Source organism: Planococcus faecalis, assembly GCF_002009235.1.
GTDB classification, from domain to species: Bacteria; Bacillota; Bacilli; order Bacillales_A; family Planococcaceae; genus Planococcus; species Planococcus kocurii.
In genome coordinates, this window is record NZ_CP019401.1 from 25,788 (window position 1) to 50,876 (window position 25,089).

The following is a 25,089-nucleotide window of genomic DNA, read 5'->3' on the forward strand; positions in this document are numbered from 1 at the left end:
GAGTGGTGTGTTAAAATAAATGGCATTGCAATTTACTTGAAACCAAAAAGGAGGACTTCGCATGCCGGTACCATTCATCACGGTAGAAGGTCCGATTGGTGTAGGCAAAACGTCGCTGACGAAAGCGCTCGCCGATCAAAATCAATTTCAGTTGTTAAAAGAAATTGTTGACGAAAACCCATTTTTAAATAAATTCTACGAAGATATAGAAGAGTGGAGCTTCCAAACAGAGATGTTCTTCTTATGTAATCGCTATAAACAGTTGGCGGACATCCAGAAGAAATTTATTTCAAAGCGGGAACCAGTCGTAGCAGATTATCACATTTTCAAAAACCTCATCTTTGCTAAGCGTACATTGCCAGAGGCAGAATATGCTAAATACGAAGCCATCTATAAAATTCTGACGGTGGATATGCCAAAACCGAACATGGTCATTTATTTACATGCTAGCCTGGATACCTTAATGAAGCGTATCAAGTTACGAGGTAGAGAATTTGAACAGATGATTACGCCGGAATACATGCAACAGCTAGCAGCTGACTATCACGAATTTATCGAACGTTTTGAACGCGAGCATCCGGAAATTCCTGTATTGCGCTTTAATGGAGATGAAATCGATTTTGTTCAAAACGATGACGATTTGCAGCTTATTTTGGATAAAGTGGATGGAACTTTACAAAAAAGGAGTTTGACTTTATGAATTTACGTGAAAAATATGGCATTCCACAGAATGCGGTAATTACAATAGCGGGTACAGTAGGTGTCGGGAAGTCAACGATGACTAAAGCTTTAGCGGATGCATTGCAATTCCGAACGTCCTTTGAAAATGTTGACACCAACCCGTATTTAGATTTGTTTTACAATGATTTTGAGAAATGGAGTTTCCATTTGCAAATCTATTTCCTGGCAGAGCGTTTTAAAGAACAAAAGCGGATGTTTGAATATGGCGGCGGTTTTATTCAAGACCGTTCGATTTATGAAGATACCGGGATTTTTGCGAAAATGCATTGGGATAAAGGCACGATGAACAATGTAGATTACGAAACCTACACAAATCTGTTTGAAGCGATGGTCATGACGCCTTATTTCCCGCATCCAGATTTATTGATTTACTTGGAAGGATCGATTGAGGATATCCTTTCACGTATTCAAGAGCGTGGACGTGCTATGGAGCAACAGACACCAGTAGATTACTGGCTAGAGATGCACCAGCGCTATGAGAGTTGGATCAATTCCTTTAATGGGTGTCCCGTACTGCGTTTAAATATCAATGACTACGATCTTCTGACAAATCCGGAGTGTTCGGAACAAATTGTTGAACGCATTGGTGGTTTTATGCAACAAGCTTCAATTCTTCGCAAATAAACAAATCCCTTGAGCTCAAGCTTAAGGGATTTTTCGTATTTCCTGGGAAATAAAAAAGATACAAAAAAACCGGAAAGCCTAAGCTTTCCGGTTTGCTATATCGAAGTTATAAATTAGTTGGATTAAAAAATGGAGGAGGAAGAGGGATTCGAACCCCCGCGGGATTTGACTCCCCTGTCGGTTTTCAAGACCGATCCCTTCAGCCAAACTTGGGTATTCCTCCGTATCAGACAAGAACTAATTTATCATGGATGAACAATAGCTGTCAACAGTTTTTCAGTTCTTTTTAATTTATTCATCTAAAAACGTGAGATATGAGTAGTAGTACAGGTAAGGATTAATCGTTATTTCGTGTTTTACCTCTTCAGATTCCTAAGTATTTACGCAGTAGATGTAACTTAATTATATGAGAAAAATCTAAGGAATCGTGATCGTGGTGCCCTGAACAACACGCTTTGTTGCAAGCTTTGGATAGACGCTGGTATCTTTGGTTTGGCTCATATCGTATTTCTACATCAATTGAGTTCAAAAGAAATTATCGTCAAAGGAAGGTTACGGATTGATTTTTTTGTGATTCATTTGTATACTAGTAAATGCCGTGCTAGGTGGGAAGATAGCGGTGTCCTGTAACCTGCAATCCGCTTTAGCAGGACTGAATTCCTTTCTGAGGCTGTTTGTATGTAAGGTCTGCCTCTTGCACGTAGTGTTGACATCTGGGTCCTGCGCAATGGGATCCCATGAACCATGTCAGGTCCGGAAGGAAGCAGCATTAAGTGGAATATTCCATGTGCCGCGGGATCGCCTAGATCGAGCCAGCGACAAGGGTAACGCTTATGTACAGCAGTCGAAGAAAGGTGCACGGCAATAATCGTAAATTCAAACCTGTCCGCTCTTGCAGCGGACAGGTTTTTTATTATTCTGTTCGTAAAATTCGTGTGTATGAAGCAGGGAAACGTTCAGAAAAAACGAGCTTTTATGCTATAATGATAGGATGAAAAACAGATTAGTTAAAAGGAGAGAATAAGTTGGCGTATCAAGCTTTTTACCGTGTTTACAGACCGCAGTCCTTTTCTGAAATGACAGGTCAAACGCATGTCAAACAAACCCTCCAAAATGCTCTCCTTTACAATAAGACAACACATGCTTATTTGTTCTCAGGGCCAAGGGGGACAGGGAAGACCAGTGCCGCTAAAATATTTGCCAAAGCATTAAACTGCGAACAAGCTCCTGCTTCGGAACCGTGCAACGAGTGTGCTTCTTGCAAGAGTATTAACGAGGGATCGAATACGGATGTTATTGAATTTGATGCAGCGTCTAATTCACGTGTAGAAGAAATGCGAGAAATCATTGAAAAGGTTCGTTTTTCACCAGCAAATTCGCGGTTTAAAATTTACATCATTGATGAAGTGCATATGTTATCAAACAGTGCCTTTAATGCGTTATTAAAAACATTAGAAGAACCACCAGAACATGTAGTTTTCATTTTGGCGACGACTGAACCGCATAAATTGCCACTGACTATTATTTCTCGTTGCCAGCGCTTTGATTTCAAATCACATACACAAGTTGATATTGTGGCACGTATGGTCGAAGTCTTAACAGATGCTGAAATTCCGTACAATGAGCAAGTGCTTAAACTTATTGCACAAGCGGCTGCAGGTGGAATGCGTGATGCATTGAGTCTATTAGATCAAGTGGTATCGTTTAGTGGCGATGAAATGACGATTGAAGATGCTTTGTTAGTTACAGGTTCTGTTAGTCAGGATGTATTTTATGGCATTGCCGAAGCATTACTCGCTAAGGATGTCGGAAAATCGTTAACATTGTTAGAACAATTGGTACGCGATGGCAAAGATCCCGTTCGCTTGGTTGAAGATTTTATTACCTTTTATCGTGATTTGCTGTTGATCCAAACGGCTCCAGATCTTCATGATATGTTGGAGTTGGTCACGCATGAACCGCGATTTGAAGAGTTGGCCAATCGATTTGAACCGGCAACATTGTACACGTGGATTGATATTTTATCTAAAACGCAACAAGAAATGCGTTTTTCAAATCATACCAAAATCTATATGGAAACAGCTTTATTGAAAATGGCTCAAGCAGATGTACCGGTTCAAAGCGGGGCTTCTGCAGTATCGCCTGAGCTAGAAGCAAAAGTGATCCAGTTGGAAAATTTAGTGCGCGAGCTACAACAACAGGTTAAAAATGGCGTAGCTAATGGTGCGCAAGCAGCACCGGCTGAGCAGAAAAAACGTCAGCGCGTTCAAAGTAGCTTTAAAATACCGACAGGACGTATTCAAGACGTCTTGAAAAATGCCACTAAAGTGGATATACAAGCGATTAAAACCAATTGGGCAACAGTCATGAGCCAATTGCAGCGATCGCATTCAGCTTTATTGAATGATGCGGAGCCAGTAGCAGCCTCAGCGGATGCATTTGTGTTAAAATTCAAGTATGATATTCATTGCCAGATGGCTTCTGACAATCAGACCTTTGCTGCTACATTTAGTCAATTGCTGGAGCAGTACGCAGGCAAAGCGTATACGCCGGTTTTTGTTCCGGACGTCAGTTGGCTGAAAATCCGTGAAGAGTTTATTAAGAAAAGTGGATTGAAGGCGGGCACTGAAGAAAAACAGTCAGAGTCTGAAGAAGAAAATCCGTTTTCGGGTGAAGGAGCAGTAGCGGAAGAAGATCCGTTTGTTTCAGAAGCTGAACGGCTTTTCGGAAAAGACTTTGTCGAAGTTCATGACGACTAAAATGAAAATTCTAAGGAGGAACTAATTATGCGCGGTGGAGGAAATATGCAAGGTATGATGAAACAAATGCAGAAAATGCAAAAAGAGATGGCAGTTGCCCAAGAAGAACTTGGAACTTTAAAGTTTGAAGGAACAGCAGGTGGTGGCATGGTTAAAGCTACTGTGTCGGGTCATAAAGAAGTGTTGGATATCGTACTTGATCCTACAGTAGTAGATCCAGAAGATATTGAAATGCTGCAGGACTTACTGGTTGTAGCAACAAATGACGCATTTAAAAAAGCGGACGATCACGCGAATTCCACAATGGGGAAATTCACGAAGGGCTTGAACATGCCAGGAATGTTCTAGGAGGCAATAACGATGCATTATCCAGAACCTATTTCGAAATTAATGGAGAGTTTTATGAAACTGCCAGGGATTGGGCCGAAAACAGCGGCTCGTCTGGCGTTTTTTGTGCTCGGAATGAAAGAGGACACAGTGCTTGATTTTGCTAAAGCCTTAGTGGATGCGAAACGGAACTTAAGCTTTTGCTCAGTGTGCGGCCATATTACGGATGTAGATCCATGCCATATTTGCCAAGATCAGCAACGTGACCGCACGACGATTTGCGTAGTACAAGATCCGAAAGATGTCATTGCGATGGAGAAAATGCGTGATTACAAAGGTTTGTATCATGTTTTACAAGGGGCAATTTCTCCGATGGATGGTATTGGTCCGGAAGATATTAACGTGCCGTCTTTGCTGAAACGTCTTCAAGATGAAGAAGTAGAAGAATTGATATTAGCGACAAACCCGACAATTGAGGGAGAAGCGACAGCGATGTATATCTCTCGACTCGTAAGACCTTCAGGAATCAAAACGACTCGGATTGCACATGGACTGCCAGTAGGTGGCGATTTGGAATACGCTGATGAAGTGACTTTATCGAAAGCGTTAGAAGGGCGACGTGAGCTCTAATACAGCAACAGCTATCAGGAACTGCCGGTTTTCGCTTCTGAAAAAATGGAAAATATTCTGATTTATTATGTTCTTCATATAATTATTGAGAAAAGAAAGATTGTTGGTAATAGAGAAGGGAAAGAAAGAAGTCGAGTAGAATGGCTTTTGATAGCTAGTTTTTCGATTTCTTTTTTTATGCTCTTCTATAGAAGGAAAAGATAATTCAAAGAAGAATGTTTTATAAATATAATTTTATTTGCCAAAAGTGTTGACAGTCTGAAGTTTATGCTTTAGTATCATAGGAGTCGTAAAGAACGACAACAACAACACAAACGATACAACAACTTGAACCTTGAAAACTGAACAGCAAAACGTCAACGAAAGACGTCACGAGCACTTCGGTGCGAGAACGGCTTTTGCGAAGCTTGCCTTATGGCAATCAGAGTAAAGTTGTTTTCCTTCTCGGTGTTCGTGACGACAACTTACTGATCAGCATTGCGCAGATCAAAGCGAATCGTGCGTCTTCGGACGGCGATACGCCAGCAGTATTGAGCAATCAACACTACTCTATAATGGAGAGTTTGATCCTGGCTCAGGACGAACGCTGGCGGCGTGCCTAATACATGCAAGTCGAGCGGAACTTTGGGAGCTTGCTCCCATTGTTTAGCGGCGGACGGGTGAGTAACACGTGGGCAACCTGCCCTGCAGATCGGGATAACTCCGGGAAACCGGTGCTAATACCGAATAGTTTGCGGCCTCTCCTGAGGCTGCACGGAAAGACGGCATCTCGCTGTCACTGCAGGATGGGCCCGCGGCGCATTAGCTAGTTGGTGGGGTAATGGCCTACCAAGGCGACGATGCGTAGCCGACCTGAGAGGGTGATCGGCCACACTGGGACTGAGACACGGCCCAGACTCCTACGGGAGGCAGCAGTAGGGAATCTTCCGCAATGGACGAAAGTCTGACGGAGCAACGCCGCGTGAGTGACGAAGGTTTTCGGATCGTAAAACTCTGTTGTGAGGGAAGAACAAGTACCAAGTAACTACTGGTACCTTGACGGTACCTCACCAGAAAGCCACGGCTAACTACGTGCCAGCAGCCGCGGTAATACGTAGGTGGCAAGCGTTGTCCGGAATTATTGGGCGTAAAGCGCGCGCAGGCGGTTCTTTAAGTCCGATGTGAAAGCCCACGGCTCAACCGTGGAGGGTCATTGGAAACTGGGGAACTTGAGTGCAGAAGAGGAAAGTGGAATTCCATGTGTAGCGGTGAAATGCGTAGAGATGTGGAGGAACACCAGTGGCGAAGGCGACTTTCTGGTCTGTAACTGACGCTGAGGCGCGAAAGCGTGGGGAGCAAACAGGATTAGATACCCTGGTAGTCCACGCCGTAAACGATGAGTGCTAAGTGTTAGGGGGTTTCCGCCCTTAGTGCTGCAGCTAACGCATTAAGCACTCCGCCTGGGGAGTACGGCCGCAAGGCTGAAACTCAAAGGAATTGACGGGGGCCCGCACAAGCGGTGGAGCATGTGGTTTAATTCGAAGCAACGCGAAGAACCTTACCAGGTCTTGACATCCCACTGACCGGTGTAGAGATACGCTTTTCCCTTCGGGGACAGTGGTGACAGGTGGTGCATGGTTGTCGTCAGCTCGTGTCGTGAGATGTTGGGTTAAGTCCCGCAACGAGCGCAACCCTTGATCTTAGTTGCCAGCATTCAGTTGGGCACTCTAAGGTGACTGCCGGTGACAAACCGGAGGAAGGTGGGGATGACGTCAAATCATCATGCCCCTTATGACCTGGGCTACACACGTGCTACAATGGACGGTACAAAGGGCTGCAACCCCGCGAGGGCAAGCCAATCCCAGAAAACCGTTCTCAGTTCGGATTGCAGGCTGCAACTCGCCTGCATGAAGCCGGAATCGCTAGTAATCGTGGATCAGCATGCCACGGTGAATACGTTCCCGGGCCTTGTACACACCGCCCGTCACACCACGAGAGTTTGTAACACCCGAAGTCGGTGAGGTAACCCTTGTGGAGCCAGCCGCCGAAGGTGGGACAGATGATTGGGGTGAAGTCGTAACAAGGTAGCCGTATCGGAAGGTGCGGCTGGATCACCTCCTTTCTAAGGATAAATTCGGAACCGAGCTTGTCTCGGGGTTGACGTTTTGCGTTCAGTTTTGAAGGTTCACCTTCAGGCGGCAACGCCTTTTTTTGTGACTTTCAACCTTGTTCTTTGAAAACTGGATAAAACGACATTGAAACAAAGCAAGTAATTCAAGTACGCGTGACGATTTCGTCACAACTTTTTAATTAACCAGTGGTTAAGTTAGAAAGGGCGCACGGTGGATGCCTTGGCACTAGGAGCCGAAGAAGGACGGCACTAACACCGATATGCTTCGGGGAGCTGTAAGTGAGCTGTGATCCGGAGATTTCCGAATGGGGGAACCCACTGCCTTTAATCGGGTAGTATCCATGTGTGAATCTATAGCACATGAGAAGGCAGACCCAGGGAACTGAAACATCTAAGTACCTGGAGGAAGAGAAAGCAAATGCGATTCCCTGAGTAGCGGCGAGCGAAACGGGATCAGCCCAAACCAAGAGGCTTGCCTCTTGGGGTTGTAGGACACTCTATACGGAGTTACAAAAGATAGGATTAGGCGAAGCGACCTGGAACGGTCCGCCGCAGCGGGTAACAGCCCCGTAGCCGAAAACCCTATCCCTCCAGAGTGGATCCTGAGTACGGCGGAACACGTGAAATTCCGTCGGAATCTGGGAGGACCATCTCCCAAGGCTAAATACTTCCTAGTGACCGATAGTGAACCAGTACCGTGAGGGAAAGGTGAAAAGCACCCCGGAAGGGGAGTGAAATAGATCCTGAAACCGTGTGCCTACAAGTAGTCAAAGCCCGTTAATGGGTGATGGCGTGCCTTTTGTAGAATGAACCGGCGAGTTACGATTGCATGCAAGGTTAAGCTGAGAAGGCGGAGCCGCAGCGAAAGCGAGTCTGAATAGGGCGACAGAGTATGCAGTTGTAGACCCGAAACCAGGTGATCTACCCATGTCCAGGGTGAAGGTAAGGTAACACTTACTGGAGGCCCGAACCCACGCACGTTGAAAAGTGCGGGGATGAGGTGTGGGTAGCGGAGAAATTCCAATCGAACCTGGAGATAGCTGGTTCTCTCCGAAATAGCTTTAGGGCTAGCCTCAAGATTGAGAATCCTGGAGGTAGAGCACTGTTTGGACTAGGGGCCCATCCCGGGTTACCGAATTCAGACAAACTCCGAATGCCAGTGATTTATGCTTGGGAGTCAGACTGCGAGTGATAAGATCCGTAGTCAAGAGGGAAACAGCCCAGACCACCAGCTAAGGTCCCCAAATATCCGTTAAGTGGAAAAGGATGTGGCGTTGCTTAGACAACCAGGATGTTGGCTTAGAAGCAGCCATCATTTAAAGAGTGCGTAATAGCTCACTGGTCGAGTGACACTGCGCCGAAAATGTACCGGGGCTAAACGGATTACCGAAGCTGTGGATGGATCTCGTTAGAGATCCGTGGTAGGAGAGCGTTCTAAGGGCGTTGAAGTCAGACCGGAAGGACTGGTGGAGCGCTTAGAAGTGAGAATGCCGGTATGAGTAACGAAAGACGGGTGAGAATCCCGTCCACCGAATGCCTAAGGTTTCCTGAGGAAGGCTCGTCCGCTCAGGGTTAGTCGGGACCTAAGTCGAGGCCGATAGGCGTAGACGATGGACAACAGGTTGATATTCCTGTACCACCTCCCCGCCGTTTGAGCAATGGGGGGACGCAGAAGGATAAGGAGAGCGTGCCGTTGGTTGTGCACGTCCAAGCAGTGAGGCGTGAAATGAGGCAAATCCCATTTCTAATACGTTGAGCTGTGATGGCAAGAGGGTTTACCCTTGAGTCCCTGATTTCACACTGCCAAGAAAAGCCTCTAGCGAGGCGGGAGGTGCCCGTACCGCAAACCGACACAGGTAGGCGAGAAGAGAATTCTAAGGTGAGCGAGTGAACTCTCGTTAAGGAACTCGGCAAAATGACCCCGTAACTTCGGGAGAAGGGGTGCTCTGGTAGGGTGAATAGCCCGAGAGAGCCGCAGTGAATAGGCCCAGGCGACTGTTTAGCAAAAACACAGGTCTCTGCAAAACCGTAAGGTGACGTATAGGGGCTGACGCCTGCCCGGTGCTGGAAGGTTAAGAGGAGTGCTTAGCGCAAGCGAAGGTGCGAATTGAAGCCCCAGTAAACGGCGGCCGTAACTATAACGGTCCTAAGGTAGCGAAATTCCTTGTCGGGTAAGTTCCGACCCGCACGAAAGGCGTAACGATCTGGGCACTGTCTCAACGAGAGACTCGGTGAAATTATAGTACCTGTGAAGATGCAGGTTACCCGCGACAGGACGGAAAGACCCCGTGGAGCTTTACTGTAGCCTGATATTGAATTTTGGTGCAACTTGTACAGGATAGGTAGGAGCCTGAGATTCCGGAGCGCTAGCTTCGGAGGAGGCGTCAGTGGGATACTACCCTGGTTGTATTGAAATTCTAACCCACAAGCCTGATCGGCTTGGGAGACAGTGTCAGGCGGGCAGTTTGACTGGGGCGGTCGCCTCCTAAAGAGTAACGGAGGCGCCCAAAGGTTCCCTCAGAATGGTTGGAAATCATTCGTAGAGTGTAAAGGCAGAAGGGAGCTTGACTGCGAGACGTACAGGTCGAGCAGGGTCGAAAGACGGGCTTAGTGATCCGGTGGTTCCGCATGGAAGGGCCATCGCTCAACGGATAAAAGCTACCCCGGGGATAACAGGCTTATCTCCCCCAAGAGTCCACATCGACGGGGAGGTTTGGCACCTCGATGTCGGCTCATCGCATCCTGGGGCTGTAGTCGGTCCCAAGGGTTGGGCTGTTCGCCCATTAAAGCGGTACGCGAGCTGGGTTCAGAACGTCGTGAGACAGTTCGGTCCCTATCCGTCGCGGGCGCAGGAAATTTGAGAGGAGCTGTCCTTAGTACGAGAGGACCGGGATGGACACACCGCTGGTGTACCAGTTGTTCTGCCAAGGGCATCGCTGGGTAGCTATGTGTGGCCGGGATAAGTGCTGAAAGCATCTAAGCACGAAGCCCCCTCAAGATGAGATTTCCCATTGCGCAAGCAAGTAAGATCCCTCAAAGACGATGAGGTAGATAGGTTCGAGGTGGAAGCGTAGCGATACGTGCAGCTGACGAATACTAATCGATCGAGGACTTAACCAACACACTGTATGCGAAAAAATTGCTTGTTTCACCTGTCGTTTATCCAGTTTTGAGTGAACAAACACTCAACCAAATAGTCCAGTGATGATGGCAAAGAGGCCACACCCGTTCCCATCCCGAACACGGCAGTTAAGCTCTTTTGCGCTGATGGTAGTTGGGGGTTTCCCCCTGTGAGAGTAAGACGTCGCTGGGCACATGAAAAAAAGTCGTTACCGATTCCGGTAACGGCTTTTTTGTATGGAAAAATTAATAACATAGTTAGGCTATTCAGGCTCCGACTCACCGTTCTTGGCTGGAGTTGCTATAATGAAAGTAATTAATCAATGTGAGGATGAAAATTTATGACGCAACGACGCCCAATCGTAGATGCATTAATCCAATTTCAAAAAAGACAGCCTGTTTCTTTTCATGTACCCGGCCATAAGCATGGGATTTTATCAGGATTACCAGAAGAAATCCAATCAGCACTGTCCTACGACTTGACGGAACTGTCAGATTTGGATGATCTGCATTATCCACAAGGCATCATTCAAGAAGCGCAGCTTTTATTGGCGGAGGCTTATGGAGCGAAAAGGAGCTTCTTGTTGGTAAACGGCTCGACTGTAGGAAATTTGGCCATGGTTCATGCAGCGTGTGAAGAAGGGGATGTCGTTATTGTTCAGCGCAATTCGCATAAGTCCATTTTTCATGCACTGGAGCTTGCGTGCATGCGTCCAGTTTACGTTTCACCACAATGGGACGAAGAGTCTATGACGGCCGCTGCGGTCTCTCTTAACGCAATAGAATCAGCGCTAGAGGAATATCCGGAAGCAAAGGCAGTCGTGCTGACCTATCCCAATTACTACGGAATTGTATCCCGAGAGCTTGCTGCTATTATTTCTCTGTGCCACGAGAAAAACATTGCGGTTTTAGTAGACGAAGCGCACGGTGCTCATTTTCAAGTAGGATCACCGTTCCCGACTTCAGCTTTAGAATTAGGTGCAGATGTAGTAGTTCAGTCAGCGCATAAAACCTTGCCAGCGATGACAATGGGATCATTTTTGCATATGGGTAGTGACCGTATAAATGTAAAAAAAATTCAAAAATATTTGCGAATGTATCAATCAAGCAGTCCGTCTTATTTGATCCTGGCTTCTTTGGATGATGCACGCTCATATCTTCAAAACTATTCGCAACCGGATATTCGAATGTTTAATGAAAAGCGCGATCGCTTTCTTAGCAGCTTACGTATGATTCCACATCTAACAGTGGTGGAGTCCGATGACCCATTGAAAATTATGATGCGAGTAGATCATCATAGTGGCTATCAATTAAAACAAAAACTAGAGCAAGTTGGAATCGAAGTGGAATTGGCTGATCTTTTTCAAGTGCTCCTAATTTTGCCATTGTTAAAGCAGTGGCATACTTACCCGTTTGCAGAAATTCGTAGTCGTTTAAAAGAAGCTATATCAATGCTTGAAGATGAAGAAAGGGAAGAAACAAAATTAGGACTAACAAAATTCGTCGATGTAACGGTTCCGGAATTGTCTTTTGAAGAAATTGATGTGGCGGACCAAGAGTGGGTTTCGTATACACAAGTGATTGGTCGAATTGCTGCAGGTATGGTGATTCCATATCCACCCGGAATTCCACTCATAGTCGCTGGTGAAAAGTGGACATTGGCCAAAGTGGAAGAGTTGATGAATCATCTGGCTTCAAATGCGCAAATTCAAGGAGATCATCGTTTAGAGTCTAAGCAATTATCGGTACTTCAACAAGGAGATCCAGTAATAAGTAAGGGATAGAGGGTATACTGTACTATCGTTTTAAATAGAGTAGGATGAGGGGGATTTTCATGGCTCAAGAAAAATACGCAATTATTGATATTGGTTCAAATACCATCCGACTTGTTATCTATACACGAGACAAAAGTGGTCGTTTTACTGAAAGTGAGAACGTGAAGGCCGTGGCTCGTCTCCGCAGCTACTTGAACGAAGAAAATATTTTAGAACAAGAAGGAATCGATATACTAATCAAGACCCTAAAAAGTTTTCAAGGAGTTACGCGCCATCATCAACTTGAAGCTATCAAATGTGTGGCTACAGCAGCAGTTCGTCAAGCAGTAAATCAAGATGACATTATAAAGGCAGTACAGAGCGAAACAGACTTTTCAATCCGTATCCTTTCTGAATTTGAAGAAGCGAATTATGGATACCTAGCAGTCGTCAACTCGACACCATTTACTAGTGGCATCACGGTAGATATCGGTGGAGGTAGTACAGAGATTACGTACTTTAAGAATCGCCAGCTGATTTACTTTTATAGTTTTCCATTTGGTGTGTTGTCCTTGAAAGAGCAATTCATTGAAGGGGATATGCCGACAAAAGAGGAATTGCGTGAGTTACGATCGTTTTTAAAAGAACAGTTTGATCAGTTAGAATGGCTAAATGACAAACGCTTACCGCTGATTGGAATTGGAGGAAGTGCTCGAAATTTAGCCCAAATCCATCAGGAGCACATTGAATACCCATTTTCTGGCGTTCATCAATATGTCATGAGTAAAGACGATGTTGAGGACATTAACGAGTTGTTCAATTCTCTTGAGTTTTCGGAATTACAGCGACTAGAGGGATTATCAAAGGATCGTGCGGATATTATCATTCCAGCTGTAGAAGTATTTCGTTACTTAATGGAATTGATTGATACAAAGCAGTTTGCTCTTAGTAGAAAAGGGTTGCGAGATGGTGTTTTCTATGAAGAGACGACCAAGGGCTTCGATTTATCCGTATTCCCAAATGTCGTGGAAGAAAGCTTCCATGAGCTGGCTGTCGATTATGACATTAATTTAACACATGCATTTCATGTCAGCACGAGTGCACTGCTAATTTCAAAAGAGCTAGAGAAATTGGGCTTGTTATCGTTGGACGAGCAGGATGACAAACGCTTAAAGTTAAGCAGCGCCTTATACAATTTGGGCAGTTACATCGATTCAGAATCGAGCCACCAGCATACATTTTATCTATTGAGTAACAGGACCATTGATGGCTTGCTTCATAAAGAGCGAGTCATTATCGCATTGATGGCTTCGTTTAAAAATCGAAATGTCTTTAAGCGCAATGTGGCTCTTTATGAAGAGTGGTTTACCAAAGATGAATTAGCCAAATACACGCTGCTCGGAGCTATTATTAAAGTGGCTTATAGTTTAAATGCGACGAAACGAGACATTGTGGAGACGATCACAGTAGAAGAAAAAGATGACGTGCTTGTTTTTTCTGTTCACTGTCGTGAAGACTGGAAACCGGAGCAATACCAAGTAGAAAAACAGAAAAAGCATTTGGAAAAACAACTAAAAAAATCAGTAGAATTTAAATTTGATAGCTAATCAATCGTTTAAAAGGTGAATCTCATTTTAGTACAAGGGATAGTCTGAATAAAATATAAGTAAAAAGGAGATTCAAAATTGGAGACGCAGAAAAAAAAGAACGTCGAACTCAAAAATCCGGCTTATTATAATAATCGTGAGTTGAGCTGGCTTGCTTTTAATGAACGTGTTCTACAAGAAGCATTCGATAAAAAAAATCCTTTACTCGAACGGTTTAAATTTTTGGCGATTTTCAGCTCTAATTTAGATGAATTTTTTATGGTTCGTGTAGCAGGTTTGCAGGATCAAGTGAAAGTTGGATTTACGAAGCCTGAAAATAAAGCTGGAATGACCCCAAAGCAACAACTAAATGAAATCGCAAAAAAGACTCATCAGCTTGTCGAGTTACAATATGAAGCTTTACAAAACACGTTATTGCCAAAGCTTCAAAAAGAGCATGTGGAATTTGTGAAAACAGCAGACTTAGACACCAATCAGTTAGACGAATTAGAACGATACTTTGAAGAATATATTTTTCCAGTACTAACGCCTATGGCCATCGATGCTTATCGAACTTTTCCAATGCTGTTGAACAAAAGCATCAACTTAGCGGTGAGGTTGGAAGACGAGGAAAAAAGAGACGAAGAAGGACAGAAAATTGCCATCGTTCAAGTTCCTGCTGTATTAGAACGATTTGTCCGTTTACAGTCAGAGAAAGGCAGTTTGAAATTTGTTTTGTTAGAAGACGTTATTAGTTTCTTTATTCGCAAGCTTTTTCATGGCTTTAAAGTAGTCTCGGTATCGGTGTTTCGGATTACCCGTAATGCCGATATGACCATTCACGAAGAAGGCGCGCGCGACTTGCTGAAGGAAATTGAAGAGGAACTCCGTAAACGAAAATGGGGAGCGGCTGTCCGTCTGGAAATTCAACAACCTGGATTTGATGACGTTATTTTAGACTACTTGACAGACGAGCTAGAGGTCGATAAAAAAGATGTCTACTTCATTGAAGGTTTTTTAGATGCAACGGTTTTTTTCAACTTTTATAAACAGATGGCCCCTACTTGGGAGCAGTTGGTTTTTGAAGGAAAGGTATCGCAGCTGCCGGTAGGAATGGAAACTGGCAAACAAATTTTTCAAAAAATTAGCGAGCAAGACGTTTTTCTTCATCACCCATACGAATCCTTTGAGCCCGTCGTTCAATTTATTTCAGAAGCTGCAGATGATCCGAACGTACTAGCGATCAAACAAACTTTATACCGTGTTAGCGGAGATTCACCAGTTATCAAAGCATTAAAAAGAGCTGCAGAAAATGGCAAGCAAGTAACGGTGCTAGTCGAATTAAAAGCACGTTTTGATGAGGAAAACAATGTGCAATGGGCAAAAGAGCTGGAGAAAGCAGGGTGTCATGTTATTTACGGCATGACTCACTTGAAAACCCACAGTAAAATCACGCTAGTAGTCCGAAAAAAAGAAGATAAAATTGAACGCTTTGTTCATTTAGGTACGGGGAATTACAATGACCAAACGGCTAAAATCTATACTGATATGAGTTTGTTCACGTCGAAAAGACAGTTCGGAATTGATGCGACTAATTTTTTCAACTATTTGAGCGGTTATACGGAAAAACCTGAGTTCCATTATTTATCGGTAGCGCCTTTTACAATTCGTACAGACATTATTGACTTGATTGATGCTGAAATCCGCTTTCAAAAAAAGCATGGAACCGGTCGGATTATAGCGAAGATGAACTCATTGACAGACAAACTCATTATTATGAAACTGTATGAAGCATCGAATGCTGGAGTGAAGGTCGAGTTAATCGTCAGAGGAATTTGCTGTTTACGACCAGGTATTTCAGATGTCAGCGAAAATATTCAAGTACGAAGCATTGTAGGGAGCTTATTGGAACATAGCCGCATCTATTTTTTCAATCACAACGGCAAAGAAAAGACGTTTTTATCCTCAGCTGATATGATGACGCGGAATTTGAACAACCGTATCGAAATTTTGTTTCCAATAGTTGATGAAACGATTAAAAAACAAGTTAAAACCATACTTGAATTGGGACTTGCGGACAATGTTAAGGCGAGAAGGCAGGATGCGACTGGTGTATATCATTACGTATCACGAAAAAATGATGAGCCGGCAATAGATAGCCAAAAAGAGTTGTTCCGAAGAGCTTATCAAGTAGCAGAAGATGAAGAATAAAGCTGTTGTTTAGTTATATCGTCATTACTGGTCACTATAAAAGAAGTACTTTTTCGTGTATAGTATAAAGAGCTCAAAACAGCAACTGAAGATTAATTTCATGAAATAAGGTGAATAGGAAATGAGTTATTTGATCAATCTGGAAGGCGGAGAGGGATCAGGCAAGTCGACGGTCTTAAAAATGCTAGCAGATGCACTAATAGAAAAAGGATTTTCCGTTGTCTGCACAAGAGAACCAGGAGGCATTGATATTGCCGAACAAATCCGTGAGGTCATTTTAAACCGACAAAACACTGCGATGGATGCGCGAACAGAAGCTTTGCTATATGCTGCAGCGAGAAGACAGCATTTAGTGGAAAAAATTATTCCCGCACTTGAAGCAGGAAGCATCGTTTTATGTGATCGTTACATCGATTCAAGTCTCGCGTACCAAGGCTATGCACGAGGAATCGGGATGGAAGAAATTTTTGCTATCAACAAATTCGCCATTGATGCGTACATGCCAGATTTAACTCTTTACTTTGACGTTAATCCGAAAGTAGGAATGGCCCGTATTGAAAAGGATGTACACCGGGAAATAAATCGACTAGATGTAGAGTCGATGAAGTTCCATTATAAAGTAAGAGAAGGTTACCTTTTGCTATTGAGTCAAAATCCAGAGCGCATCCGCTTGATCAATGCGGAAAATGAGCTAGAGAACGTTTTTTCAGATGCATTAGAAACCGCTATACGATTTATAGAAGAACGGCAAACGGCAGTTGATCCTTCTTGAGGAGCAGCTGTTTTTTTGTCAAACGGCTGTAAAGATGTACAGCGCGTAGCTTTGTTCATGTTATACTTATATAGAAGAAAGATAAAAAGGAGTGGATACTGATGAAACTCGTAGTAGCAGTTGTACAGGATCAAGACAGTAACCGATTATCCAATGCGTTAACAAAAAATGATTTCCGGGCTACAAAGCTTGCCAGTACAGGAGGGTTTTTGCGCTCAGGGAACACGACCTTTTTAATCGGTGTAGAAGATGATCTCATACCGAAGTTATTAGACTTGATTCGTGAAAATTGCCGATCACGCGAACAGATGGTAGCACCAGTGTCACCAATGGGCGGAAATGCTGACTCATATATTCCTTATCCAGTGGAAGTTGAAGTTGGAGGCGCAACTATTTTTGTCTTGCCGATCGAACAATTCCATCATTTTTAATCGATAAAAGACACGTGAATTTCCTAGCACCATAAATAATACCCGTGCTCCAATCGGAACACGGGATTTTTTACAAAGTCTGAAGGTGAAATTGATGCAAAAAACAACCGATGAATTTTTGGAAATGCAACCGGTAGTTATGAAACGACTACAAGGTGCTTATTCAAAAGAACGTCTAGCACATGCTTATCTATTCGAAGGGCCTGCAGGTTCAGGTAAAAAAGAGATTACTCATTTTTTCGTTAAGCTGCTGTTGTGCGAAATCCCTATTCAAAATGTTCCATGTGAAACATGTCGAAGTTGCCAACTTTATAATTCAGGCAATCATACGAATGTTGTTTTCATCGAACCAGATGGTCAAAACATTAAAATTGATCAAATTCGAGAATTGATTTTTAGATTGAATAAAACGGGCTTGAATACAGGTCGTAAAATATACGTAATTGAGCAGGCAGATCGGATGAATAATTCTTCTGCCAATGCTTTGCTGAAATTCTTGGAAGAACCAGAGTTTAACGTCACGGCAATTTTGTTGACGGAGCGACTGAATGCACTGATGAGTACAATCCGTTCTCGTTGTCAGTTAGTCTCGTTTCGTCCGTTGTCGCGACCAAAGTTAATAGAGAAGTTAATGGCTGAAGGAATGACTGAATCGATGGCTGCAACTGTCAGTATGCTAACACAAAGCGAAGAAGAAGCATTTACTTTAAGTCAGGATGAACAATTTGCACAAGCTAGAAAAACAGTGTTGAAACTAGTAGAAGTCGCTAGTATCAACGTTCATGAAGCTCTTTTAATGCTTCAGTCTGACTGGTTGCCATTATTTAAAGAAAAAGAAGATGCCGAAAGAGGTCTAGACATGTTATTATTTGCATATCGGGACATTGCTTCGGTAAAAGCAGGTCTTGAGACTGCACGCACATATCCAGACATGGAAGAAACTTGGAAGCAGATGGCTCTCCAACGCTCCTTTACGGTATTGTCCAGGCAGTTGCAGGCTATATTACAAGCCAAACAACAATTGCCGCGCAATATGAACCGGACGCTGTTGATGGAGCAGTTAATGCTGAATCTGCAGGAGGGGTAGCAATTGTATAATGTCATAGGTGTCCGCTTTAAGAAAGCGGGTAAAATATATTATTTCGATCCAGCTGAATTAGGGATTGAAAAAGACGATTACGTTATTGTCGAAACAGCACGAGGTGTAGAATACGGCAAAGTAGTAGTGCCAACGAAAACTGTTGGAGAAAACGATGTGGTTCTACCTTTAAAGCAAGTAGTAAGAGTAGCGACTGAACGCGACCGCCAACAGGTGGAAGAAAATCGATTAGAAGCAAGTCGTGCTTTTGAACTGGGTACGGACAAAATCGAAGAGCATCGTTTAGACATGAAGCTAGTAGATGTCGAATATACCTTTGACCGCAATAAAGTCATTTTTTACTTTACAGCAGAGGGACGCGTGGATTTCCGGAACTTGGTCAAAGACTTGGCTTCCATTTTCCGTACACGCATCGAACTTCGCCAAATCGGCGTTCGTGATGAAGCGAAAATGCTTGGTGGTATCGGTCCTTGTGGTCGTATGCTTTGTTGTTCGACGTTCTTAGGTGATTTTGAACCAGTATCCATTAAAATGGCGAAAGATCAAAATCTATCGTTGAACCCTTCTAAAATCTCAGGCTTATGTGGCCGTTTGATGTGCTGCTTAAAATATGAGAACGATGAATACGAAACAGCGAAAAAAGAAATGCCAGACGTTGGTACACGAGTAACCACACCAGATGGCGATGGTCGTGTTGTTGGCATGAATATTTTAGAACGAGTGTTAAAAGTTCGTTTAACTGAGCAGGAACAAACACTTGAATATACATTAGATGAGATAATGGGCCAAGGAACGAGAGCGTGAGGTGGTTTAAGTGAAGGAAAAGAATTTTTTGGATACGGTTATGGAGTTTGAACAACAACTTCAATCCATGCAAGAGCAATTCAGCGAATTAAAAGCAGTCGTAGCTCGGACGATGGAAGAACATCATGCCCTGCAATTGGAAAATCATCATTTGCGTTCACGCTTAGATGAATTTCATAAAGCAGTACCTGAAGTAGCAGCTGTAGATCCTGTAAAATTAAAAAAAGCTGTTATGGACATCGGTGAAGGTTACGATAACTTAGCGCGTTTGTATCATGAAGGCTATCATGTCTGTAATGTACATTTCGGCAGTTCCCGAAAAGGTGACGATTGCCTGTTTTGTTTGTCATTCTTGAACAAGCAAAACTAAAAAGAACGTATTATCCAAATTTTAAAGAGAAAGGCTTCCGACACTCCGTGTGGCGGCAGCCTTTTGTTATGCTAGGAGTTGAATAAATGTTAGTGGATGATGAACGACTTGATTATTTATTAGCGGAAGACTTACGGATTATTCAAAGTCCATCGGTGTTTTCGTTTTCGTTAGACGCTGTTTTATTGGCGCGATTTGCTTATGTTCCGTTAAAACGAGGCACAATTGTAGATTTGTGTACAGGCAATGGGGCAATTCCTTTGTTTCTGAGTGCCCGTACAGAATCTCGGATTATTGGCGTGGAACTGCAAGAGCGCCTCGTTCATATGGCACGCCGCAGTGTCGCTTACAACGAGTTAGAAAGTCAGATTGATATTATTGAAGGCGACGTTAAAGATATGCCAAAACAATTAGGGTTTGAAAAATACGATGTCGTGACGTGTAACCCTCCTTATTTTCCGGCACACGAAATGAGTGATAAAAACATCAGTGAGCATATGGCAATTGCACGGCACGAACTGTATCTAACATTAGATGAAGCCGTTTTATCAGCGAGCCAATTGCTCAAGCAAGGCGGAAAAGCAGCATTTGTTCACCGTTCAGGCAGATTGATTGATTTGATTTCGGTAATGCGGGCAAATCGCTTAGAACCAAAACGGATTCGACTGGTCTATCCAAAAGCCGGTAAAGAAGCCAATACCCTCTTAATTGAAGGAATCAAAGATGGCAAGCCGGATTTGAAAATCTTGCCACCGCTTATTGTTTACGGAGAAGACGGAGAATACACTGAAGAAGTGCGTGAGTTATTGTATGGCGACAAATAAGCATTTTTTTTACGTTTTAGAATGTGCAGATCAATCGTACTATGCAGGTTATACTAATGATCTTGAAAAGCGAATAGCTGCACACAATGCTGGAAAAGGTGCAAAATACACACGTGCTAAAGGACCGTCGAAGCTGATTTATCATGAATGCTTTGAGACAAAACAAGAAGCAATGAAAGCAGAATATGCCTTTAAGCAATTAACTAAAGGTAAAAAAATTCGTTATATTGCTGAAGAGAAGGAGAGCGGCAAATGAAATCTCAAAAAAGTTTTCAGCACAAACAAGCAACACTGTATCTAGTAGCAACGCCTATTGGCAATCTAGAAGACATGACAATGCGCGCATTACGTATTTTAAAAGAAGTCGATATTATTGCAGCAGAAGATACACGTAACACCAAAAACCTCTGCAATTACTTTGACATCCAAACAAAATTAGTTAGTTACCACGAGCATAATCAAGAAAGTGGCGGTTTTAAAATATTGTCTTATTTAGAACAAGGCAAATCTGTGGCGTTGGTTAGTGATGCAGGTATGCCCTGTATATCGGACCCAGGCGAAGACATTGTGAAACGAGCAGTTGCAGATGGCTTCCCTGTAGTGCCAATCCCAGGAGCTAATGCAGCACTCAGTGCGTTAATCGCTTCTGGAATAGCACCACAGCCGTTTTTATTTTACGGGTTCTTGTCACGCAATAAAAAGGATCGGCTAACTGAGCTGGAAGTACTAAGTCAAAAAGAAGAAACGCTTATTTTTTACGAAGCGCCGCACCGATTAAAAGAAAGCTTGAAAAGCATGCAAAAAGCAGTAGGTAACGAACGAAAAATTGTCTTGGCACGAGAAGTAACCAAGAAATTCGAAGAGTTTATAAGAGGCACAGTTGGAGAAGCTATTACATGGGCAGAAGAAAACGAAATTCGTGGTGAATTTTGTTTAGTCCTTGAAGGGAATGCCGACCCGGATCCTGTAGAAAACGTCAAATGGTGGGAAAACTTGTCCATTGAAGAACATGTTGATCAGTTGATGGAAACCAAAAGCCTGACATCGAAAGAAGCAATCAAAGAAGCAGCCATCGAGCGCCAATTATCAAAAAGAGAAGTATATCAGGCCTATCATACTTAGAAAAGCGCAAGCACCCATGTAGCTCTGCCGGGCGTAAGCCAGTCTGGCGAAGTGGCGTATTTTCAGCCGCACAGTCAGAATGGCTTACGACCCAAAGAGCTGGGTGCTGGAGTCTGGACAAAGAAAAGCGCAAGCACCCATGTAGCTCTGCCGGGCGTAACCAGTCTGGCGAAGTGCAAATACCTTCTATTTAGCAAATAAAAAACCGGATGCGCGGGCATCCGGTTTTTTGAATATTACTTGTTTAAGTTGTTTTGAATTTCTTTTACTAACATTTCAGCGCCTTCAGAGCTTAAGATCAATTTACCGCCAACTAATTTCATGTTTTCGTCTGATACTTCGCCTGTCACTGCACACGTCATGTTTGGTAAATACTTTTTCAAGATAATCTTGTCGTCATCTACATATATTTCCAATGCGTCTTTCTCAGCGATTCCTAGAGTACGACGCAATTCGATTGGAATTACCACACGTCCTAACTCATCTACTTTACGAACAATACCTGTTGATTTCATAATAATAGTCCTCCTTTTAGTTTATCAGTTAGATTCGTCAAAATTCGACATTTTCCACTTCTTGTAATAAATCATACCAACTACTGTCAATTAGGTCAATAAAAAACTATCGAAAAGATAATAAAAATTTATATTTAGTATTAACTTCATCTAGATTAGTAGAAAAAACGCTATTAATTAGACAAAGTAGCCCCAAAAGTAAAAAATTCCATTATAGACATGTTTAGTAACATGAAAACTTTACTTAAAAATGACTTTGTCGAATTGAAAGATTGTACAAAATTAGGGACTTGGTTAAAATAAGAACTATACAAAAAAACTGGAGGAATTTTTCGTGACTGCTAACAACACATTTTATTTGACTACACCGATTTATTACCCAAGCGGAAAATTTCACATTGGAACGGCGTATACGACAGTCGCTTCTGATGCCATGGCTCGCTATAAGCGATTGCGTGGATTTGATGTTCGATTTTTAACTGGAATGGACGAGCATGGTCAAAAAATCGAAGAAAAAGCGATAGAAGCAGGCAAAGCACCACAAGAGTTTGTGGATGAGATGGCAGAAGCTGCGAAACACGTTTGGTCGGTTATGGATATCACATACGATGATTTTATTCGTACGACAGAAAATCGCCATAAAGAAGGCGTGGAACGAATTTTTAAAACATTCCTCGACAACGGCGATATTTATAAAGGTCAGTATGAAGGCTGGTATTGTACACCTTGTGAATCGTTCTTCACGGAAAATCAGTTAGAAAACGGCAATTGTCCAGACTGTGGACGTCCGGTTCACAAAGTAAAAGAAGAATCGTATTTCTTTAATATGAAAAAATACGCTGCACGTCTTCTTGACTACTATGAAAACAATGTTGAATTTATTGAACCAGAATCGCGTAAAAACGAAATGATCAATAACTTCATCAAACCGGGATTAGAAGATTTATCGGTTTCACGAACTTCTTTTGACTGGGGCATTCCGGTTCCTGGGGATCCGAAGCACGTTATTTATGTGTGGGTCGATGCTTTGTCGAATTACATTACGTCGCTTGGCTATGGTTCAAAAGACGATAGCTTATTTAATAAGTATTGGCCAGCTGATGTTCATGTAGTAGGGAAAGATATTGTTCGTTTCCACACGATTTATTGGCCGATTTTCTTAATGGCTTTAGATTTGCCATTGCCGAAAAAAGTTTTCGCACACGGTTTTATTATGATGAAAGACGGTAAAATGTCGAAATCTAAAGGTAATGTCGTGTATCCAGAAATGCTTGTTGAGCGCTATGGATTAGACGCCACACGTTATTTCCTTTTACGTGAATTGCCATTCGGTTCTGATGGTGTCTTTTCACCAGAATCCTTTATTGAACGAACCAATTATGATTTGGCGAATGACCTCGGGAATTTATTGAATCGTACCGTATCCATGATCAATAAATACTGCGATGGTGCTGTGCCACAAATCAATGGTTTGCAGACGGAATTTGATGCACCGTTACAACAAGTAGCTGAGCAGACGGTAAAAGTCTATGAGCAGCATATGGAAAGAATGCAGTTTAGTATTGTGTTGAGCGAAGTATGGACATTGATTTCGAGAACCAATAAGTATATTGATGAAACACAGCCGTGGGTATTGGCAAAAGATGAAAGCGCAAAAGAACAATTGGATTCAGTTATGGCTCATTTAGCAGAAAGTCTTCGCATGACTGCGGTTATGTTACAGCCGTTCTTGCCAAATGCACCTAAACAAATTATTGAACAGTTAGGCTTAACGGAAGACTATTTGACGTGGGATAGCTTACAAGGCTTTGGTAAAATTCCAGCTGGCATTCAAGTAGTGTCAAAAGGAACGCCAATCTTTCCCCGTCTTGAAGTAGAACCAGAAGTAGCTTATATTCGTGAACAAATGCGCGGTTCAGTAGTACCTGTTGCAGAAGAGCCGGCAATCGTGGAAGTTCCAGATGTACCAGAAATTGCGATTGAGGATTTTGCAAAAGTCGATTTACGTGTAGCGACTGTTACAAATTGTGAAGCTGTACCAAAAACTTCTAAGTTATTAAAGTTGCAGCTAGATATGGGTTACGAGCAGAGACAAGTAGTTTCAGGAATTGCAGAGCACTATAAACCAACAGATTTAATCGGAAAAAAAGTGGTCGTCGTAGCAAACTTAAAACCTGTAAAATTACGTGGTGAACTGTCCCAAGGAATGATTCTTGCTGGCGAGAAAGATGGATATTTAACTTTGGCATCGGTTGCAGAGCAGCTTCCAAACGGCTCAAAAATCAAATAAGACTACTAAAAAAGACCTGTTTTGACCCACTTTCACCGGTGGGTCTTTTTTTGGTTTTGTAGTGTTTTTTACCTAATATTACAGAGAAATAAATGATTTTGACACTAAACTAACATGTTTTGTTACTCAATTGTAATGTTGTTGTGAAGAAAGACACGGGAAGAACCATTAGAATAAAGCTTAATGTGAGGAGAATGATTGATGTTTATCGATACCCATGTACATTTAAATGCAGATCAATATGATGAGGACCTGGTACAAGTCATTGAGCGCGCACAAGAAAACCATGTGGAGAAAATGGTAGTCATCGGCTTCGACCGAAAAACGATCGAACGAGCCATAGAATTGGCCGAAACCTATGAATTCATCTTCGCAGTAGTTGGTTGGCACCCCGTTGATGCCATCGACTGTACTGAGGAAGACTTGGAATGGATTGAAGAGCTTGCAGCTCACCCGAAAGTAGTGGGAATCGGGGAAACCGGATTGGATTACTACTGGGATAAATCACCGAAAGAAGTACAACAGGAAGTTTTTCGTAAGCAGATTCGGTTGGCTAAAAAAGTAGAGCTACCAATTATTATTCATAACCGAGAAGCAACTGAAGACGTTTTGAGAATTCTCAGAGAAGAAAATGCAAAAGAAATTGGCGGTGTCATGCATTGTTTTAGTGGCAGTGTAGAAACAGCCCGTGAAAGTATAGAAATGAACTTTATGATTTCTCTTGGAGGGCCAGTAACATTCAAAAATGCTAAAAAACCAAAAGAAGTCGCTGAATTAATTTCACTTGATCATTTAATGATTGAAACAGACGCCCCGTATTTGGCCCCACATCCACATCGTGGAAAACGAAATGAACCTTCTTATGTGCCGCTAGTGGCAGGAGAAATTGCACGATTAAAAGGAATTTCAATAGAAGAAGTAGCAAAAGCTACAACTGAGAACGCTAAAAGGTTCTACAAGTTTTCTTAAAAAAAGATAAATGATGAAATTAGTATCTGTT

The 25,089-nt window shown here is 42.8% G+C and carries 19 protein-coding genes, 1 tRNA gene, 3 rRNA genes and 1 other RNA gene; 22 read left to right on the forward strand and 2 right to left on the reverse strand.

All coding sequences use genetic code 11. From position 1 onward, the window contains the following. The first annotated feature begins 61 nt into the window (after nucleotides 1-61). Both AJGP001_RS00100 and AJGP001_RS00105 read left to right on the forward strand, forming a co-directional pair. Nucleotides 62-700, forward strand: coding sequence for a deoxynucleoside kinase (locus AJGP001_RS00100; protein WP_071153216.1), 639 nt, complete (start codon nucleotides 62-64; stop codon nucleotides 698-700). Beyond that, nucleotides 697-1,365, forward strand: coding sequence for a deoxynucleoside kinase (locus AJGP001_RS00105; RefSeq protein WP_058383834.1), 669 nt, complete (start codon nucleotides 697-699; stop codon nucleotides 1,363-1,365). Before AJGP001_RS00100 ends, AJGP001_RS00105 begins: the two co-directional genes overlap by 4 nt. A gap of 130 nt (nucleotides 1,366-1,495) precedes the next feature. Here AJGP001_RS00105 and AJGP001_RS00110 read toward each other — a convergent pair. Next, a tRNA-Ser gene (locus tag AJGP001_RS00110) sits at nucleotides 1,496-1,588 on the reverse strand. A gap of 373 nt (nucleotides 1,589-1,961) precedes the next feature. Here AJGP001_RS00110 and ffs point away from each other — a divergent pair. The 18 genes from ffs (at nucleotide 1,962) to rsmI (ending at nucleotide 21,284) form a co-directional block, all read left to right on the forward strand. Next, an RNA gene (gene ffs, locus AJGP001_RS00115) (signal recognition particle sRNA large type) lies at nucleotides 1,962-2,227 on the forward strand. Nucleotides 2,228-2,390: 163 nt separating this feature from the next. After that, on the forward strand, nucleotides 2,391-4,124 hold the full coding sequence (gene dnaX / locus AJGP001_RS00120; protein WP_071153217.1) for a DNA polymerase III subunit gamma/tau: 1,734 nt from the start codon (nucleotides 2,391-2,393) through the stop codon (nucleotides 4,122-4,124). Nucleotides 4,125-4,148: 24 nt separating this feature from the next. Next, nucleotides 4,149-4,472: a YbaB/EbfC family nucleoid-associated protein gene (locus AJGP001_RS00125; protein WP_410477420.1), complete on the forward strand. Its 324-nt coding sequence runs from the start codon at nucleotides 4,149-4,151 to the stop codon at nucleotides 4,470-4,472. 12 nt (nucleotides 4,473-4,484) lie between these two features. Then, entirely contained in the window at nucleotides 4,485-5,081 is a 597-nt protein-coding gene (gene recR / locus AJGP001_RS00130; RefSeq protein ID WP_008497656.1) for a recombination mediator RecR, read from the forward strand. Between the two features lie 551 nt (nucleotides 5,082-5,632). Further along, nucleotides 5,633-7,182: ribosomal RNA gene (locus AJGP001_RS00135) — 16S ribosomal RNA — on the forward strand. A gap of 197 nt (nucleotides 7,183-7,379) precedes the next feature. Then, a 23S ribosomal RNA gene (locus AJGP001_RS00140) occupies nucleotides 7,380-10,311 on the forward strand. Nucleotides 10,312-10,388: 77 nt separating this feature from the next. After that, nucleotides 10,389-10,504: ribosomal RNA gene (gene rrf / locus AJGP001_RS00145) — 5S ribosomal RNA — on the forward strand. The 16S, 23S and 5S rRNA genes sit together here, the layout of an rRNA operon. A 148-nt stretch (nucleotides 10,505-10,652) precedes the next feature. Further along, nucleotides 10,653-12,095, forward strand: coding sequence for an aminotransferase class I/II-fold pyridoxal phosphate-dependent enzyme (locus AJGP001_RS00150; RefSeq protein WP_071153218.1), 1,443 nt, complete (start codon nucleotides 10,653-10,655; stop codon nucleotides 12,093-12,095). 50 nt (nucleotides 12,096-12,145) lie between these two features. After that, the gene (gene ppx / locus AJGP001_RS00155; RefSeq protein ID WP_071153219.1) at nucleotides 12,146-13,672 is read left to right on the forward strand and encodes an exopolyphosphatase; all 1,527 of its coding nucleotides are present in this window, start codon (nucleotides 12,146-12,148) and stop codon (nucleotides 13,670-13,672) included. Nucleotides 13,673-13,750: 78 nt separating this feature from the next. Then, on the forward strand, nucleotides 13,751-15,862 hold the full coding sequence (locus AJGP001_RS00160; protein WP_078079992.1) for an RNA degradosome polyphosphate kinase: 2,112 nt from the start codon (nucleotides 13,751-13,753) through the stop codon (nucleotides 15,860-15,862). 121 nt (nucleotides 15,863-15,983) lie between these two features. After that, complete coding sequence (gene tmk / locus AJGP001_RS00165; protein ID WP_078079993.1) at nucleotides 15,984-16,634, forward strand: dTMP kinase; 651 nt, start codon at nucleotides 15,984-15,986, stop codon at nucleotides 16,632-16,634. A gap of 101 nt (nucleotides 16,635-16,735) precedes the next feature. Further along, nucleotides 16,736-17,065, forward strand: coding sequence for a cyclic-di-AMP receptor (locus AJGP001_RS00170; RefSeq protein ID WP_058386800.1), 330 nt, complete (start codon nucleotides 16,736-16,738; stop codon nucleotides 17,063-17,065). 94 nt (nucleotides 17,066-17,159) lie between these two features. Further along, nucleotides 17,160-18,152, forward strand: coding sequence for a DNA polymerase III subunit delta' (gene holB, locus AJGP001_RS00175; protein WP_078079995.1), 993 nt, complete (start codon nucleotides 17,160-17,162; stop codon nucleotides 18,150-18,152). Nucleotides 18,153-18,155: 3 nt separating this feature from the next. Further along, complete coding sequence (locus tag AJGP001_RS00180) at nucleotides 18,156-18,968, forward strand: PSP1 domain-containing protein (RefSeq protein WP_071153220.1); 813 nt, start codon at nucleotides 18,156-18,158, stop codon at nucleotides 18,966-18,968. Between the two features lie 10 nt (nucleotides 18,969-18,978). Further along, nucleotides 18,979-19,338 carry a DNA replication initiation control protein YabA gene (gene yabA, locus AJGP001_RS00185; RefSeq protein WP_008433090.1) on the forward strand — a complete coding sequence of 120 codons (360 nt, stop codon included), beginning with the start codon at nucleotides 18,979-18,981 and terminating at the stop codon, nucleotides 19,336-19,338. An 86-nt stretch (nucleotides 19,339-19,424) separates the two neighbouring features. Then, complete coding sequence (locus AJGP001_RS00190) at nucleotides 19,425-20,162, forward strand: tRNA1(Val) (adenine(37)-N6)-methyltransferase (protein ID WP_071153221.1); 738 nt, start codon at nucleotides 19,425-19,427, stop codon at nucleotides 20,160-20,162. After that, nucleotides 20,149-20,418: a GIY-YIG nuclease family protein gene (locus AJGP001_RS00195; RefSeq protein ID WP_071153222.1), complete on the forward strand. Its 270-nt coding sequence runs from the start codon at nucleotides 20,149-20,151 to the stop codon at nucleotides 20,416-20,418. The genes AJGP001_RS00190 and AJGP001_RS00195 overlap by 14 nt, the downstream gene beginning before the upstream one ends. After that, complete coding sequence (gene rsmI / locus AJGP001_RS00200; RefSeq protein WP_071153223.1) at nucleotides 20,415-21,284, forward strand: 16S rRNA (cytidine(1402)-2'-O)-methyltransferase; 870 nt, start codon at nucleotides 20,415-20,417, stop codon at nucleotides 21,282-21,284. The genes AJGP001_RS00195 and rsmI overlap by 4 nt, the downstream gene beginning before the upstream one ends. Before the next feature lie 236 nt (nucleotides 21,285-21,520). Here rsmI and AJGP001_RS00205 read toward each other — a convergent pair whose 3' ends face one another. Further along, on the reverse strand, nucleotides 21,521-21,805 hold the full coding sequence (locus tag AJGP001_RS00205; RefSeq protein ID WP_269465414.1) for a transition state genes transcriptional regulator AbrB: 285 nt from the start codon (nucleotides 21,803-21,805) through the stop codon (nucleotides 21,521-21,523). 328 nt (nucleotides 21,806-22,133) lie between these two features. On the opposite strand from AJGP001_RS00205, the gene metG reads away from it, so the two are divergent. Both metG and AJGP001_RS00215 read left to right on the forward strand, forming a co-directional pair. Beyond that, on the forward strand, nucleotides 22,134-24,089 hold the full coding sequence (gene metG, locus AJGP001_RS00210; RefSeq protein WP_071153224.1) for a methionine--tRNA ligase: 1,956 nt from the start codon (nucleotides 22,134-22,136) through the stop codon (nucleotides 24,087-24,089). Between the two features lie 201 nt (nucleotides 24,090-24,290). After that, nucleotides 24,291-25,058, forward strand: coding sequence for a TatD family hydrolase (locus AJGP001_RS00215; RefSeq protein ID WP_058386792.1), 768 nt, complete (start codon nucleotides 24,291-24,293; stop codon nucleotides 25,056-25,058). Nucleotides 25,059-25,089 lie beyond the last annotated feature (31 nt).